Here is a 17,039-nt window from a genome sequence, read left to right as displayed (position 1 = left end):
CTTTAATTTAAACCTGACGATCTGCATGGCTGCAACAAAGGATGAATTATTTTCCCACATCGGGCTTACTGAAGATGAAGTGCGGAAGAGCCGCGCCGAACATGGGGTGAACTTGTTGACACCTCCGAAACGTCCCTCTTTGTGGAAGCTCTATCTGGAGAAGTTTGAAGACCCGGTAGTAAGAGTGCTGCTGGTGGCGGCTTTCTTCTCTTTAATCATTTCCGTAGTAGAGAACGAATACGCCGAGACCATCGGTATTATTGCCGCTATTTTGCTTGCCACCGGCATCGGTTTCTTTTTCGAATACGATGCCAATAAGAAATTCGATTTGCTGAATGCGGTGAACGAAGAGACTTTGGTAAAGGTGGTTCGTAATGGACGCGTGCGGGAAATCCCCCGCAAGGATGTGGTAGTAGGTGATATTGTTATGCTGGAAACCGGAGAAGAGATTCCTGCGGACGGCGAATTGCTGGAAGCTGTCTCCCTGCAAGTAAACGAATCTAACCTTACGGGTGAACCTGTGATAGCCAAAACTACCGTAGAAGCCGATTTTGATGAAGAATCCACTTATGCTTCCAACCGTGTGCTGCGCGGCACAACGGTAGTCGACGGGCACGGAATGATGCGTGTGGAGTCTGTGGGCGATGCTACGGAGATTGGTAAAGTGGCGCGCCAAAGCACGGAGCAGACCACCGAGCCTACTCCGTTGAATATCCAATTGTCTAAACTTGCCAACCTTATAGGGAAAATCGGTTTTTCGGTAGCAGGTCTGGCGTTTGCCATCTTCTTTGTAAAAGATGTGGTGCTGGTCTATGATTTTGCCTCTTTCCATACTTTTGAACAATGGCTGCCTGCCTTGAAGGCTACTTTGAAGTACTTTATGATGGCGGTGACCTTGATTGTCGTAGCCGTTCCCGAAGGGTTGCCTATGAGCGTGACGCTTAGCCTGGCACTGAACATGCGCCGCATGCTCTCCACCAACAACCTGGTGCGGAAAATGCACGCCTGCGAAACAATGGGAGCGATTACCGTTATCTGTACGGACAAGACGGGTACGCTGACACAAAACCTGATGCAGGTGTATGAGCCGGAGTTCTACGGACTGAAGGACGGACGGAAAGTGGGAGAAGATGATGTAAGCAAACTGGTGACAGAGGGCATTAGCGCCAATTCCACCGCTTTTCTGGAAGAGACGGCTCCGGACGGGAAACTCAAGGGGGTAGGCAACCCTACCGAAGTGGCTTTGCTCCTGTGGCTTGACAGCCGGGGACGTAATTATCTGGAGTTGCGGGACGCTGCAAAAGTACTCGACCAGTTGACTTTCTCCACGGAACGGAAGTTCATGGCAACGTTGGTGCAATCTCCTTTAATCGGGAAGAAAGTCCTTTATGTGAAGGGTGCTCCTGAAATCGTATTGGGAAAATGCAAGGATGTGCTTTTGAGCGACCGGCGGGCGGATGTGGCGGAATATCGTTCTGCGGTGGAAACCCGGTTGCTGGACTACCAGAATATGGCGATGCGTACGCTTGGTTTTGCCTATAAGATAGTAGAGGACGGGGAGCCGGAAGATTGTGTGGCGTTGGTTGCCGGGAATGATTTGTCTTTCCTCGGCATTGCAGCCATCAGCGACCCTATACGCCCGGATGTGCCTGCGGCAGTGGCAAAATGCCGGTCGGCAGGTATCGGTGTCAAGATAGTGACGGGAGATACGCCCGGCACGGCTACCGAGATAGCCCGGCAGATTGGCTTGTGGATGCCGGAAGATACGGAGCGTAACCGTATCACGGGTGCTGCCTTTGCGGACCTGACGGATGAGGAAGCGCTTGACCGGGTACAGGACTTGAAGATTATGTCGCGTGCCCGCCCTACCGATAAGCAACGTCTGGTCCGGCTGTTGCAGCAGAAAGGTGAGGTGGTGGCTGTGACGGGCGACGGGACCAATGACGCTCCGGCACTGAACCATGCACAGGTAGGCCTGTCTATGGGAACTGGCACTTCCGTTGCCAAAGAGGCAAGCGACATCACGCTGCTGGACGACTCTTTCAACAGTATCGGCACAGCGGTGATGTGGGGACGTTCGTTGTATAAGAATATCCAGCGTTTCATTATATTTCAGTTGACAATCAACTTCGTGGCACTCTTTATCGTGCTGCTCGGCTCGTTGGTGGGTACCGAGTTGCCGCTGACCGTGACGCAGATGCTGTGGGTCAATCTGATTATGGACACATTCGCCGCTTTGGCATTGGCATCTATTCCGCCCGGTGAAAGCGTCATGGACGAGAAGCCCCGTAAAAGTACGGATTTCATCATAACCGGTTCCATGAGGAACTATATTCTTGGCGTGGGGACGATTTTCCTTGCATTGCTTATGGGAATGTTAGTTTGGTTTAATGGCGAAGAGGGCGGTATGACCGTGCATCGCCTGACCATCTTCTTCACCTTCTTCGTGATGTTGCAATTCTGGAACCTGTTCAATGCAAGGGTATTCGGAACATCGGACTCTGCTTTTAAAGGCATTTCCAAATCCTATGGCATGGAGTTGGTACTGTTTGCCATTTTGGGCGGTCAGTTTATAATCGTGCAGTTCGGCGGGGCTGTGTTCCGTACGGAGCCGCTCGATTTCATCACCTGGGCGACAATCATAGCTTCTACCTCTTTGGTGTTGTGGGTGGGCGAGGGCATTCGCTTTGTCCGTCGCAGACACGTTCGTAATAAACCGGAACATGCAGCTATATAACGAAACATCCGGCAAGGGACTCCTGCCCAATGTAGCCACTATCGGCTTCTTCGACGGAGTGCATCGGGGACACCGCTTCCTGATAGAACAAGTGCGCAAGGCTGCGGCTGCGCGCGGACTTTCTTCGTCGGTAATTACCTTTCCGGTACATCCCCGCAAAGTGATGCAACCCGATTCTCATTCCGGGCTGCTCACCACGTGCGATGAGAAAGTTGCCCTGCTTGCCGATACCGGCATCGATTATTGCGTCATGCTCGATTTTACACACGACTTGGCACGTCTTTCCGCCAGGCAATTTATGGCTGTGTTGAAGCAGGAATATCGGGTGCAGGCTTTAGTGATAGGTTATGACCACCGCTTCGGGTATAACCGCAGCGAGGGCTTTGACGACTATGTGCGTTATGGGCAGGAACTGGGTATGGAAGTGATACCGGCAGAGGCCTATGCCGCCGGTGCGGTAACGGTCAGTTCCTCCACAGTCCGCCGCCTGTTGCAGGAAGGGGATGTCCTGGAAGCGGCAAACTGCCTGGGTTATCATTTCTTTCTGGACGGTACGGTTGTGAACGGTTATCATGTAGGACGCAAAATCGGTTTCCCGACCGCCAATTTACGTGCCGGCAATCCCGACAAGCTGGTTCCTGCCGATGGGGTCTATGCCGTTTACGTCTTTTTAGGAGAGAAGAAGTATGCGGGAATGTTGAGCATCGGCTTCCGCCCTACCTTGAACAATGGTGTGGACCGCAGCATCGAGGTGCATATCTTTGGTTTTGACGCTGATATTTACAATCAACCCATGCGGGTGGCATTCGTGCGCCGTACCCGTTCCGAACTGAAGTTCGGTTCGATAGAGGAGTTGATAGCACAACTTCATAAAGACAAGGCGGAAATCGCTGCCATCCTCTCCTAATAATACTCCTCTGCTTTTCATGATTGGGTATCTTTCTTGTATTTTTATCGAAGAACGTATCTTTTTTATTGTTTTTCGATAAAAATCTCTCTCTTCTCTTTGTCCTTCCGGGAAAAACGTCTTTATTTGCATATCGAAAAACGATAAATTCTTATTGAAAAACAGACGATGGGATAAGAATGGGTACTGATAAATAAAAAGTCTACGGTCATGAAAAGAGGGTTTATGAGCATTACGTTACTGATGTTGTCACTTTCCATGATGATGATGTTGCTAATGGGAGTTGTAACTACCGCTTGACGGGTAGGTAGGAAAATATGTATCTTTGCACGCTTTTAAAAAAAGAAGAGAACGATGAAGACGGCGATAAAATTGGTTTTAGTTTATTTTGCAATGCAGGTGTTGGCTGCTTTGCTGGTGATGCCTTTCACAATGCTTTATTCGTATGTCGCCTATGGTACGATAGATGCCGCAAACGCGATGGCACTGGTTCCGACCATGCTGTTGAGCTTTGTAGGCATGGGCGCCTACTTGTGGCGGCAGGGCTATCTGAAAGACGATGTCAGGATGTGGTCTCCCGTATCGGCAGGCTATTTGGGATGGAGCATCGTTATCGGGCTTTCCGTTATTTTCCTTATGGAATTCATAATGGAGCGGCTCTCTTTCCTTCCGGATTGTATGAAAGATACCTTTGATGTGTTGCAATCGGGCTGGCCGGGCATTATCTGCATTTCGGTGCTGGGACCGGTTCTGGAGGAAATGCTGTTTCGCGGGGCAATCACGAAAGTATTGTTGCGGAAGTACAGCCCTGCGAAGGCGATTATCCTTTCCGCCCTTATTTTCGGTGTTTTCCATATTAATCCGGTGCAGGTGGTGGGTGCCATGCTGTCGGGCATCTTGTTTGCCTGGCTTTATTATAAGACGGGCAGCATTGTACCCGGAATTCTGATACATGTCCTGAACAACAGCCTGTCGGTATTCCTCAGCCTGCATTATGGCGATGTGGAGAATATGGCGGATTTGTTGGGCGAGCCGGCATACTGGATATGCCTGGCAGTGGCGGCAGTGTTGCTTGCCGTTTCGTATAGGGCGATGAACGCATATCGCTTGCCGCCTATCGTTTATCACTTACCGGATACCGGATATCAATACAACTTTCAAAATATGAAAAGAAGACTGAACATTCTCTGTGTAATCGTAGTGCTCGTGCTGGGCTATTCGGTTTTTGAAACCGGTTACTATTTTATTGTAGGAGTGAAAGCCGGGGTGGAAGCCGGAATGGAGAGCGACGCTTCTGTGGAGAAACGGCAGAAGCTGGTGAATATGAAATATGTCAGCCTCCTGCCGGAGCACCTTTCCGAGATAGGTGACGGCACTTTTTTTCAAGACTCCGTCTACAATGAGAAGAGCGGCGGATACGTGCCGGTCTCTTTCAGCTCGATGCTGGTCAGTGTCGACACGGCGTCTGCGGGTTGGGAGCAGGTGGTTTCCACTTTATTGAATTTGCTGCACGCGGCTATATCCATATGTGCCATCGTGCTGTTTGTCCGCTTGGTGGTTTCCATCAACAAGTCCGATATCTTCAGCTGGAAGAATGTCCGCCGCCTGCGCCTGTTGGGAACGGCGCTGATTGTCAGTTTCTGCACGGCATTTCTTCCGGCGTACCTTACTTTCAGAAGTGTGGGCGAGGTCTTTTCCGTTCGCGGTTATGAGCTGGACCTTTCGGACATGGTGAATGCCACCACCTTGGTATTGGGAATTTCCACGTTGATTGTGGCGGAAGTGTTTGCCATCGGACTGAAGATGAAAGAGGAACAAGACCTGACGATTTAACCGAACATTGAGAAAAAGAAGATGATTATAGTAAACCTTGACATTATGATGGCCCGAAGGAAAATATCTTTGGGGGAGTTGGCGGAGAAGATTGACATTACACCGGCAAATCTTTCTATTCTGAAGACCGGCAAGGCAAAGGCTGTACGTTTTTCTACGTTGGAGGCAATTTGCAAGGTGTTGGATTGCCAGCCGGGAGACATATTGGAATATGTGGAGGAAAAAGAAAAGTAAAATCATCAAGGAGTCATCGGGAGCCGGCAGGAGCGGCAACTCCCGGTGGCTTCCGATGACTCCTTAAAAAATCATTCCTTTGCGGTGCAAACCGCACCCTGTTCAGGCATTGGCGCCTTTTGCCTTGAATGCCAGCGCATACATCCGCATCTGCTTCACCATGGAGAGCAGCCCGTTGCTGCGTGTGGGAGAGAGGTGCTCCTTCAATCCTATTCTGTCTATAAAGTAAAGGTCGGCATTCAGAATCTCCTCCGGCGTATGTCCGGAAAGCACTTTGATAAGTAGCGAAATGATGCCTTTCACTATCAGCGCATCGCTTTCGGCTTGGAAAATAATCTTCCCGTCCTCCTCATCGGCTTGCAGCCATACGCGGCTCTGGCAACCTTCAATCAGGTTCTGTTCCGTTTTATATCTGTCATCAAGCGCTTCCTGTTCGTTTCCCAAGTCGATGAGAAGCTGGTAGCGGTCCATCCAATCGTCGAAATCGCTGAACTCGGCGATTACTTCATCCTGTATTTCGTTGATGCTCATAATGGTTTGTCTTTAGTAAGTAGATGTTGAAAAATCAGTTTATATTATCGACTGTCCGTCGTCTGTCATTAGTACCTGCTTATCTCTCTTTGTAGATAATTTCCATCACCGTCTGCCCCACCGCCTTCAACGTGTTGCGGTCGATGCCGTCCATGTCGTCCTTCAGGGTGTGCCAGTGTTCGTAGAAACCGGTCTCCTCGCTGTATTGGATGATGTCGATGGTGGGTATGCGCGCATGGCGGTACACAAACAGGTGGTCGTCCGTCACGATGTTCCCCTGCTCCTTTACGAAATAGCGTCCGTAGCCCAGGTTGTTGGCGGCGTTCCATACTTTCCGGTTGATGTCTTTGGCGAACGACTCGGAGTAACCTTCGTAGAAGAAAGTCGCGTCTTTGGCACCCACCATGTCAAGAAGGATGCCGAAGCGGGCGTTGTATCCCTGCACATGGGGGTGCTGCGCCCAATACTGTGCGCCAAGTGCCCAGTACTCTTCCTTGTGGTTACCGGCGTATGATTGGTGGGGACCGTAATCTTCGGCATCCGCCAATACGATGTCGATGCCCAGTTCCGGCAGTTGCTTGTGGAGCTGGCGGGCTATTTCGAGCAACACGCCCACACCGCTTGCACCGTCGTTGGCGCCGAGGATGGGGGTGTGGCGGTTCTTCTCTTCAGGGTCGGCATCCGCCCACGGACGGCTGTCCCAGTGCGAGAGCAGCACGATGCGTTTTCGCGTCTCGGGCTTGTAACTGCCGATGATGTTTCGTGCCTGCAAGAGCGTGCCGTCGTATGCCGTCAAGTTCACTTGCTGGTTGAAGACCGTGGCGCCGAATTGCTCCAGTTTCTTTGCAAGATACTCTCCGCATGCCTTGTGCGCCGCGGTATTGGGCACGCGGGGTCCGAAGTCCACTTGCTCCTTGACATATCGGTAAGCACTGTCCGCATCGAATTGGGGGACGCTGACCGTGCTTTGGGGCTGTCTGCCTTCGCTGTCCGTGCTGCTTTTGCTTTTGTTTCCGCATGCCATCATGGCTACGAGCAGCAGCAGTGACAGCGGGATGATTGTATAATTCCGTTTCATGCTTTGTGGGTATTAAAACTTAGTTTCACTTCTTTTTTGCCGACTTCCAGCGTGACCTGCGCACCGTTAATCATCGGTACGTTCATCGTGACGTGCCCCACCGGAAAGCCGAAACAGACAGGATAGTCATATTCCTTTACCAAGTCCGCCAGCGCACCGTACAACTCCTTGCCCAAAGACATATTCTCCTCGTATTCGGTGAATTGCCCGATAATCAGTCCGGACAATTTCTCGAGCACGCCGCCCAGCTTCAGGTTGTACATCATGCGTTCCACCGCATGCGGACGCTCGCCTATGTCCTCGATGAAAAGCACCGTGCCTGCTGCCGGAATGTCGTAGGGCGTGCCGCGCAGCCCGTAGGCAACGGCGAGGTTTCCACCCCGCAGGATGCCTGTGCCCGTACCCTTGCGGTTAAGTTTGTGGGCGGAGCAAGTATAGTGGAGCGTGTTCTCCTCCCGCAGCGCGTTGCCGAACAGGATATCTTTCAAGGCACGGGTGCAGAAGTCGTCGTCCGGCTCTACGGTGAGATGCCGCGCCATGGGGGCATGCAGCGAAGCGAAGCCGTTCTGCTGGAACACATTGTGCAGGGCGGTGATGTCGCTGAACCCGATCAGCCATTTGGGATGCCGGCGGAATCCGGTGAAATCGAGCTGTCCTATCAAATGCACGGCACCGTATCCGCCACGGCTGCAAAAGATGACTTTCGCCTTTTCGTCGTCCAGGGCTTCCTGCAGGTCGTCCAGCCGCTGCTGCATGCTGCCTGCATAAGTGCCGTGCGCACTGCCTGCATGCTTGGCAACAACGACATCCAGTCCCCATGACTTCAGCCTCTTTTTGGCTCCTTTCAGGAAGGACTTGTCGATCTTGCTGGAAGGGGAGAGAATGATTGCCCGGTCTCCCTCGCGCACGTATGGCGGAAAAATAAGACTGTCCATAATGATATATCCATCTGTATTTATGGCAAAAGTACACAATTCGCCACAGAGGACACAGTGTTTCGCGGAGTTTTTTCTTTTATGCGTACGGCTTTTTCATTTACCGGAGTTGAAGGGAGTTGGAAGGGGTTATCTCCCTTCGGGACAGAAGTCAAAAGCCGACAGCCATACCGGAGAACACGACCGGGGAGATTACGCAAACAGACAGGTCGGCAAAACATACACGCAAGGTGTTTATTGTCAGCGGCATACGAGTGCCACATGGTTTCTGCACCGTGGAACTTTATTCCCAGCTTGCCGGGAACGCGTTCCCACCTCATTGGGAATATGTTCCCAACGTGCAGGGAACACGTTTCCAATTAAGTGGGAACAGCGGGGGAGAAAGCAGCTGTCAGTCACGGGGGAAGGATTTACGGGAGCCGGAGAGAACCATCACCCTTCGGGACAGGAATTAAAAGCCGATACTTCCGTAAACACATACGCAAGAGTATCGGCACTAACTCCTTTAACTCCTCTAACTTCTTTAACTCCTGTAAATGAAAGAGCCGTGGTAGCAGCCGGAAGAGAACGGTAGCAACCTTCCGGAGCATGTGCCATGATACGTATACCAAACTTTATGAAACATCCGGCACAATGGCATACCGGGGAATTTTGTACCTTTGCAAGGTGAATAAATCTGATTACTATCATTAAAACATTAAGCATGAAGCAGAAACTTATCTATTGGCTGCCTCTCCTGTTACTGATGGGATGTAGCCGGCCTACGTACAAAAACACTTCTTTGGCTCCGGAAAAGCGAGCGGAACTTCTATTGAAAGAACTCACTTTGGAAGAGAAAGTGGCTTTGATGATGGACAGTTCCCAACCGGTGGAACGTCTGGGTATAAAACCTTATAACTGGTGGAACGAGGCATTGCATGGTGTGGCTCGTGCCGGACTGGCTACGGTCTTTCCGCAACCGATAGGCATGGCGGCATCTTTCTCGCCGGAAACAGTGTATGAGGTGTTCGATGCCGTATCGGATGAGGCTCGTGCGAAGAATGCACACTACGCATCGCAGGGAAGCTACGAACGCTATCAGGGACTTACCATGTGGACGCCTACGGTGAACATCTATCGTGATCCGCGTTGGGGACGTGGCATCGAAACCTACGGTGAAGACCCTTACCTCACCAGCCGCATGGGTGTCATGGTAGTGAAAGGTCTGCAGGGGACCAATGACGGGAAGTATGACAAACTGCATGCCTGTGCCAAACACTTTGCCGTGCATTCCGGTCCGGAATGGAACCGCCACTCTTTCAATGTGGAAGATCTCAGTGCACGCGATTTGTACGAGACTTATCTGCCGCCATTTGAAGCATTGGTGAAGGAAGCCGGTGTGAAAGAGGTGATGTGTGCCTATAACAGTTTCGAGGGAGAACCTTGTTGCGGCAGCAACCGCCTGTTGATGCAGATTCTTCGTAACGACTGGGGATTTGACGGCATTATCCTTTCCGATTGCGGTGCCATTGCCGATTTTTATAATGAACACGGGCATAAGGCATATCCCGATGCGGAGTCCGCTTCGGCGGCAGCTGTGCTGAACGGGACGGACCTGGAGTGCGGTTCCAGTTATAAGGCATTGGTAAAGGCGGTACAGGAAGGCAAGATTGACGAGAAGGAGATTGACAAAGCGGTGGTGCGTCTGTTGGAAGCACGCTTTGCTTTGGGCGAAATGGACGATCCCGCAGAAGTATCCTGGACAAAGACTCCTTTCTCGGTGGTAGCTTCGGCAACACACGACTCGCTGGCTTTGGACATAGCCCGCAAGTCTATGACGTTGTTGCAAAACAACGGTGGCATACTTCCTTTGAAGCGTGGCGGGCTGACCGTAGCTGTCATGGGGCCTAATGCCAACGACTCCGTCATGCAGTGGGGCAACTATAACGGTATGCCGTCGCATACGGTTACTATTTTGGACGGTATACGCCGCACATTGGGAGCGGACGATAAGCTGATTTACGAACAGGGTTGCAGCTGGGTGGAACGGACACTGATTCAAAGCGTGTTCAACCAATGCAAGTCTGCTGCCGGACAGGGCTTCACGGCACGCTATTGGAACAACTTGAAGCGTGAGGGAGACCCGGTGACCACTACACAAGTAACCACTCCTTTCCGCTTCTGTACATCGGGAGCTACGGTTTTTGCACCGGGGGTGAACTTGACGGACTTCTCGGCAACCTATAACAGCGTGCTTACTCCCCAACAGTCGGGTGAAGTGGTGTTCGAAATTTATACATACGGTTCCGGTCGTCTGCGCGTCAATGGCGAGGAAGTGAAGCGTTTCCATAATACGCACGGCGGCAGGTCGGTAAGCTATACATTACAGGCAAAGGCGGGTACTCCTTATGATATCGAGCTTGATTTTGAATATTTCCGGAGTGATGCACAGCTGAACTTCGACATCGGCTTCAAACAAAAAGTGGATATCAACGCATCTGTGGCACGTGTGAAAGATGCCGATGTGGTGGTTTTCGCCGGTGGTGTATCTCCTCTGCTGGAAGGGGAAGAGATGGGAGTGAATCTTCCCGGCTTCAGGGGCGGTGACCGTACGGACATTGAACTGCCCGCTGTTCAGCGCGAATTGATTGATGCGTTGTATCGTGCCGGCAAGAAAGTCGTTTTGGTGAATTGTTCCGGTTCTCCTATCGCTTTGGAACCTGAAACGAAGAACTGTGAAGCCATCTTGCAGGCTTGGTATCCGGGCCAGGCAGGTGGAACTGCCGTGGCAGAGGTGTTGTTCGGCGATTATAATCCGGGTGGACGCTTACCTGTAACTTTCTATCGTAATATGTCTCAGCTCCCTGATTTCGAGGATTATAATATGGCAGGACGTACTTACCGTTATATGACTCAGCAGCCGTTGTTCCCGTTTGGTTACGGATTGAGCTATACCACTTTCGAATATGGCAAATTGTCATTGGCAAAAGAACGTATTAAGGCGGGAGAACCGTTGAAGCTGACTGTCAATGTCACCAACAGCGGCCGGCGTGACGGTGACGAAGTGGTACAGGTTTATCTCAGAAAGCAGGAAGACGCGGAAGGACCGGGCAAGACGTTGCGTGCCTTTAAACGTGTTCATATACCTGCCGGAAAGAGTGTTGATGTGGAATTTGCTTTGAATGACAAAGAACTGGAATGGTGGGATGCCCAAAGCAATACGATGCGGGTTTGTGCAGGCAAGTATGATGTGATGGTGGGAAGAAGCTCGCAAGATCAGGACTTGCAACGTGGAAACTTTGTGATTGAGTAAGAAGCTTTTTGAGCAGAATCTGGACAGGTCTTTAAATTAGAATTTCAATATCACCCTGCCGTTCAGAGGAGCGTAGTGCCGAAAAGATATCTTCTTTATCTGTTTTAGAAAAAGGATTTTTCGCCACTATGTTCCTCTGAAGGCAGGGTGATGTTTATATATACATCCTCTTCGGTAAGGAACTTTATTCCACTACAATCTCGTCAATAAACAGGAACGGTGTTCTTCCTTCTCCCGGATGTCCTTCGGGCAGGGTGGGAGTGCGCTTGATTGTTACTTTCACATAACGCGCCTTTACAGGGGCAAATGTTATCTCATAGTCTACCACCGCTTTCTTGCGGATATCCGTTTCGGCGGGGAAATCTTTGCTTGCCACTTCACGGAAACTCTTGTTATCGTCCGATACTGAAACAGACAATCCTGTACATCCGGAAATCCAGGCACTCATATCTACTACGGCATGGGTGGCAACGCGTTTTATTTCAGATGGTCCGGCAGCGGTTCCGGCTGTGGCATTTCCGGTTGGCGAACCGAGGTCGATAACGGCAGTCACATCTCCGGATATAAAGCCGAGCCAGTCGCCTGTGGCATAGTTGTTATTTCCGCTCATGCCGTCTGTCAAGGTCGTGGCACCTTTAAAGGTATATTTCGGGGCAGGTTGCGCACCTGTTAACTCAATCGGGCGGAAAGTGGCTTTGTTGAAATTGAAACTTCTTTCCACCACCTTGCTTTTGCCTTCGGGACGGATAGCTGCGGCACGCAGGTCGGCAGATTGCCGGATTACTATTCCTGTTCCGTCATATTGTTTCGAGGTTGTGGTAGGCTCAGTGCCGTCTAAGGTGTAGTAGATGGGAGCATTGTCGATAGTGTGCAATATGGCTACTACGGCTCCGTTGCCATCTTCTGTTTTTTCTTGGGTGGCGGTAAATTCGGCTTGAATGTCAAATATATGCTTGGCATAGTTCATGCCGTCGCGTTGGTACAACTCCATGAGGCGGGGCAGGCGCTTGGTGAAACCGGCATAATCTTTCTTCTCGTGCCGTGTCCACTGCACTTCGGCAAGGGCGGCGATGCGCGGCAGTATCATATATTCCACATGCTCCGTTGTGGCGATGTACTCCGTCCACAGGTTGGCTTGTGCACCGAGGATATGCTTGGCTTGTTCTTCGGTGAGCGAGGCGGTGGGGTCGAGGCTGTACACCTTCTCTACCGGCACGTAACCGCCTATGCCGAGAGGTTCGTCTTTGGTATCCGCCGTTTGGAAGTAGTCGAAATAGCAATAAACGTTGGGAGTCATAATTACGTCATGCCCCATTTGTGCAGCTTTGATACCGCCGGATGTGCCGCGCCAGGACATGACAGTGGCATTCGGTGCGACGTCTCCTTCCAGGATTTCGTCCCAGCCGATAATCTGCCGCCCTCTGCTGTTGAGGAATTTTTCGATGCGTGTCATGCAGTAACTTTGCAGGCGGTCCTCGGCAGTATGCTGTTTGTCCGCTTTCAGTCCCTCCGCTTTGATGCGTGCCTGGCATTTAGGACATCTTGTCCAGCGGCTGCGGGGAGCTTCGTCTCCACCGATATGTACCAGTTTGGAAGGGAATATATCGGTGATTTCCATCATTACATCTTCAAGGAACTGCATGGTCTTTTCGTTGCCGATGCATAAGACATCCTCAAAAATTCCCCAGTCGGGAGATACTTCGTACGGTCCGCCGGTACATCCCATGTCGGGATAGGCTGCCAAGGCTGCAAGCATGTGTCCGGGCAGGTCTACTTCGGGAATGACGGTGATGTAACGCTCTTGTGCATATCTCACAATCTCTTTGGCCTGTTCTTGTGTATAGAAACCTCCATACGGGGTGTTGTCATATTCTTTGCTCCCTGCCTTGCCTACAACGGTACGGTTGCGCATCGAACCGACTTCCGTCAGCTTCGAGTATTTCTTTATTTCAATGCGCCAACCCTGGTCGTCCGTCAGGTGCCAGTGGAAAGTATTCATGTTATGAAGTGCCAACAGGTCGATGTACTTTTTTACAAATTCAAGAGGGAAGAAGTGGCGGGACACGTCAAGGTGCATACCGCGATACGCAAAGCGGGGTTCATCCTTGATATTACCTGCCGGTATCAGGATATCGGTTCTCTGTGCTTCGGCAGGTATGGACTTCCGTAGTGTCTGGCAACCGTAGAACACGCCGTTTTCTGTCCGGCCGTTGATTTGAATGCCTTCGGAAGTTGTTGTCAGTACATATCCTTCCTTATTGGCTATATCTTCGTCAAGGTTTAAACTGATTGTGTTCTTTGTCGCTGCTCCCTCTTTCACTGCTTTTATTTGGAGAGCATATCCGGCGGCTTGCCGGATGTATTCGGACAGGAATTCGGCATTGCGTTTCAGTAAATCATTCCCTTCAGGATAAGTGATATGAACACTTTTGTTTAATTGGAACGGCTTTCCCTGTGTCAGACTGATCTCCTGGGGGAGAGGAATTACTTGATAATCGGCTTTTTTCTCTGTCACGCACGAAGTGCATGCCACAGCTACGATGCCTGCAAATAGCAGGCGGTTAAGTTTTGTAATCATAGATTTGATTGGTTTTTAATAAGTTTCTCACAAATATAGGTATTATTGATTATGTTTAGATGATATTTACAGAAAACAAGACTGGCGTAAATCAAACTTCGTACATAATCTGATAGTCTTTGCTAATTATTTATAGAAGTCAATGGTTTCTTTGATTAATATATCTATTGGGGTGTAGTTCTCAACATTTCCGGTTTCGTTATACAGTAAATAATCAATGGCTGCTTTCATGGCTGCTTCACCTTGATATTCAGGACGCTCGGCTATAAGAAAATTTATGTTGCCACTTTTCAAGCAATCTATATTTTTCTTGTTTGTCCCAAAGCCGATTAATTTAATATTAGTGATGTTGTGTTCTTTAAAATATTCTGCAATAAGGTATCCTTTAGTATCGAAAACTGCGGCACCGCCAATATTAGGATATTTATCAAATAAACAATCAAGAAGCATGTCATTCTCTTTTTTATTTTCATAACTGTATTGACCGGAATGTACTTTTATATGTGGAAAATGTTCTTTCAGGTAAGTAATGAAACCATAAGATCGGCTTAATGATTGTATTGATGTTTTGTCACCGACTCTTTTGGGCTGAAAAAGGACGGCGTCTTTCCCTTCTTCTAATATAGTTGTTAATAGCTTTGCTTGTACGATACCTGTTTGATATGGGTGTGGACCAAAAAAAGCTAGAGGTTTTGTGTTTTCAACGGAGGTATCGATATAGATATAGGGGATATTCTTAATGAACAGTTGATTGGCGAACATGAAGGTTTCATCGAAAAAGGAAGGACCTATAAGTATGGCATCTGATTTCATAGATAGTGCTTTATCGAAAGCCTCGCGACATGAATGAATGTTAAACTGATTGTAATAAAGAAAATTAAGTTTTATCTCAATACGACCATAGTAATAAATCATGTGTTCTATTCCTTTTTTTACAGCATACCAATAATCCCCTTCCGTATGTTGTGGAAGTATGGCTAATATTCGAAAACGTTTATTCTCTTTCTTGGTTTGAATGCCAAAAGACTTTGAATAGTTGATTTTAACCAATAAATCTTCGATCTTTTTTCTACTCTCTGCTGATACCTCACCTCTGTTGTGTATAACTCTGTCGACAGTTCCGGCTGAAACACCTGCTAATTCGGCAATATCCTTAATCCTATATTTCTTAACCATATTTTGACAATCTTATTTTTGTGCAAATATAATAATAAAAACGAATTCCGTGCAAATACACGGAGTTTGTTTTGTGGTAAAAATAATGTACTATGTTGATTAAATGTTTATTTGGTATGCTTTATAACATGCTTTTGAATTTGTTTTATCTCTATTAAATCCGATATATTTGCAAAGACACGGTTATGCACGTATTTATTATATTGTTGTATTACAGTGTATTTTGTTTGTTTACTTGGTTTTCGTGTGATTTTATATAGTATTACACGGTGTTTAAAATAAAAAGAGTGTATTGTATGAAAGTTATTGAAATTTTTCTTTTGACTATTTTCTCTTTTGTTTATGCTTATGGAGCGGATTATCGTATTACGTCTTTTGGTGCTAAAGCCGATGGTGTAACAGTTTCTACTAAAGCCATACAAAAGGCGATAGATGAGAGTTCGGTAAAAGGTGGTCGGGTTGTTGTTCCGGCAGGTGATTTTGTTACTGGAACATTATTCTTGAAAAATAATACAACATTGGTTCTTGAGAAAAATGCACGGTTATTAGGCTCAAAAAATTTAAGTGATTACCCCAAAACAACGGTTGGATTCAGATTTTTTGGTGATACATGGGTGTATCAGTCTTTAATAATTGCTCATAACGTAAATAATATCACAATAGAAGGTGAAGGAACTATTGACGGGCAGGGTGAGGCTTTTCCTGTAACGACAAAAGTAAAGCCCGATCGTTATCGTAACCGTCCTTATCTTTTTTGGATAGCTGATTGTAAAAATGTAACAGTGAAAAACATTGAACTGAGAAGCTCGGCAATGTGGCTACAATCTTATATAAGATGTGAAAAACTGCGGATTGATGGAATCAGGGTATTTAATCATGCTAATAAAAACAATGATTTGATGGATATTGATGGTTGTAAGGATGTTGTCATTACCAATGTTGTCGGCGATGCCGATGACGATGGAATTACTTTCAAAAGTACTACAGATCGTGTTAGCGAGAATATTGTTGTATCGAATTGCATTCTTAGTAGTCATTGTAATGCTATAAAATTCGGGACGGAAAGTACAGCCGGATTCCGGAACATAACCATTACTAATTGTGTAATCCGGAAATCTGCTGCTGAGGAGGTAAAAACGGGACTTTCTGAAGGTATTTGTGGTATAGCACTTGAAATAGTTGATGGTGGTATTATGGAAAATATCAATATTTCAAATATTGTGGTTGATGGTCCTCATGTACCGCTGTTCGTTCGTCTTGGAAACAGAGCACGTAAACACTATGATGAGGCTCCTCAGCCTCCTATCGGTTCAATGTCGAATATAAATATCAGTGGTATAATAGGTTGTGCCTCTTCTCCTATTGGTTGTTCCATCACTGGAATATCAGAAGGTAAGGTTGAAGGAATTTCATTATCGAACAGTCGCTTTGTATGCCCAGGCGGGATAACCGAAAGTATGGACAATGTAGTTATAAAAGAACTTGAAGAGCTATATCCCGAATCGACCATGTTCGGAACATTACCCTCTTATGGCTTATATATAAGACACGTCAATGAGATTAATTTGGATAATATCGTATTTGACTTGAAAAATACAGATTCTCGTCCTGCAATTTTTTGCGATGATGTAACCGATGGAAATATTCGGAATATAACCACAATAGGAGCAAAGAAGAAAAATGAAATCAGGATATTGGATAATTCAACGGTTAGGTTGAAATAATTTTCAGAAAGAGA

The 17,039-nt window shown here is 48.1% G+C and carries 11 protein-coding genes and 1 pseudogene; 7 read left to right on the top strand and 5 right to left on the bottom strand.

What is annotated here, in order from left to right; genetic code table 11:
• Positions 1–25 precede the first annotated feature (25 nt).
• The 5 genes and pseudogenes from QZ327_RS00940 (at position 26) to QZ327_RS00920 (ending at position 5,711) form a co-directional block, all read left to right on the top strand.
• A complete protein-coding gene (locus tag QZ327_RS00940) occupies positions 26–2,737 on the top strand; it encodes a calcium-translocating P-type ATPase, PMCA-type (RefSeq protein ID WP_294616349.1) in 2,712 nt (903 codons plus the stop codon).
• Complete coding sequence (locus QZ327_RS00935; protein WP_294616347.1) at positions 2,724–3,644, top strand: bifunctional riboflavin kinase/FAD synthetase; 921 nt, start codon at positions 2,724–2,726, stop codon at positions 3,642–3,644. The genes QZ327_RS00940 and QZ327_RS00935 overlap by 14 nt, the downstream gene beginning before the upstream one ends.
• Positions 3,645–3,998: 354 nt before the next feature.
• Positions 3,999–4,757, top strand: a pseudogene (locus QZ327_RS00930) (lysostaphin resistance A-like protein); the annotation flags it as partial.
• Positions 4,758–4,808: 51 nt separating this feature from the next.
• Positions 4,809–5,477: a DUF2975 domain-containing protein gene (locus tag QZ327_RS00925; protein WP_294616491.1), complete on the top strand. Its 669-nt coding sequence runs from the start codon at positions 4,809–4,811 to the stop codon at positions 5,475–5,477.
• A 21-nt stretch (positions 5,478–5,498) separates the two neighbouring features.
• Entirely contained in the window at positions 5,499–5,711 is a 213-nt protein-coding gene (locus QZ327_RS00920) for a helix-turn-helix transcriptional regulator (RefSeq protein ID WP_294616346.1), read from the top strand.
• Between the two features lie 102 nt (positions 5,712–5,813).
• Here the strand turns inward: QZ327_RS00920 and QZ327_RS00915 are convergent, their stop codons facing one another.
• The 3 genes from QZ327_RS00915 to QZ327_RS00905 form a co-directional block, all read right to left on the bottom strand.
• Positions 5,814–6,242, bottom strand: coding sequence for a SufE family protein (locus QZ327_RS00915; protein WP_294616344.1), 429 nt, complete (start codon positions 6,240–6,242; stop codon positions 5,814–5,816).
• A 79-nt stretch (positions 6,243–6,321) separates the two neighbouring features.
• Entirely contained in the window at positions 6,322–7,320 is a 999-nt protein-coding gene (locus tag QZ327_RS00910) for a M28 family peptidase (RefSeq protein ID WP_294616343.1), read from the bottom strand.
• A complete protein-coding gene (locus tag QZ327_RS00905; RefSeq protein ID WP_294616342.1) occupies positions 7,317–8,255 on the bottom strand; it encodes an LD-carboxypeptidase in 939 nt (312 codons plus the stop codon). Before QZ327_RS00905 ends, QZ327_RS00910 begins: the two co-directional genes overlap by 4 nt.
• A gap of 703 nt (positions 8,256–8,958) precedes the next feature.
• Between QZ327_RS00905 and xyl3A the strand changes: the two genes are divergently transcribed.
• Entirely contained in the window at positions 8,959–11,547 is a 2,589-nt protein-coding gene (gene xyl3A / locus QZ327_RS00900) for a xylan 1,4-beta-xylosidase (protein ID WP_294616341.1), read from the top strand.
• 184 nt (positions 11,548–11,731) lie between these two features.
• Here the strand turns inward: xyl3A and QZ327_RS00895 are convergent, their stop codons facing one another.
• Both QZ327_RS00895 and QZ327_RS00890 read right to left on the bottom strand, forming a co-directional pair.
• Complete coding sequence (locus tag QZ327_RS00895; RefSeq protein WP_294616339.1) at positions 11,732–14,125, bottom strand: glycoside hydrolase family 20 protein; 2,394 nt, start codon at positions 14,123–14,125, stop codon at positions 11,732–11,734.
• Between the two features lie 126 nt (positions 14,126–14,251).
• Positions 14,252–15,301: a LacI family DNA-binding transcriptional regulator gene (locus QZ327_RS00890; protein ID WP_294616337.1), complete on the bottom strand. Its 1,050-nt coding sequence runs from the start codon at positions 15,299–15,301 to the stop codon at positions 14,252–14,254.
• 296 nt (positions 15,302–15,597) lie between these two features.
• Here QZ327_RS00890 and QZ327_RS00885 point away from each other — a divergent pair, with 296 nt between their 5' ends.
• Entirely contained in the window at positions 15,598–17,025 is a 1,428-nt protein-coding gene (locus QZ327_RS00885; RefSeq protein WP_294616336.1) for a glycosyl hydrolase family 28 protein, read from the top strand.
• The last annotated feature ends 14 nt before the right edge of the window (positions 17,026–17,039 follow it).

The organism is uncultured Bacteroides sp., assembly GCF_910578895.1.
In the GTDB taxonomy this organism is placed as follows: domain Bacteria; phylum Bacteroidota; class Bacteroidia; order Bacteroidales; family Bacteroidaceae; genus Bacteroides.
Note: the sequence above shows the minus strand (reverse complement) of the source record. Positions and strands in the feature narration are given on the sequence as shown.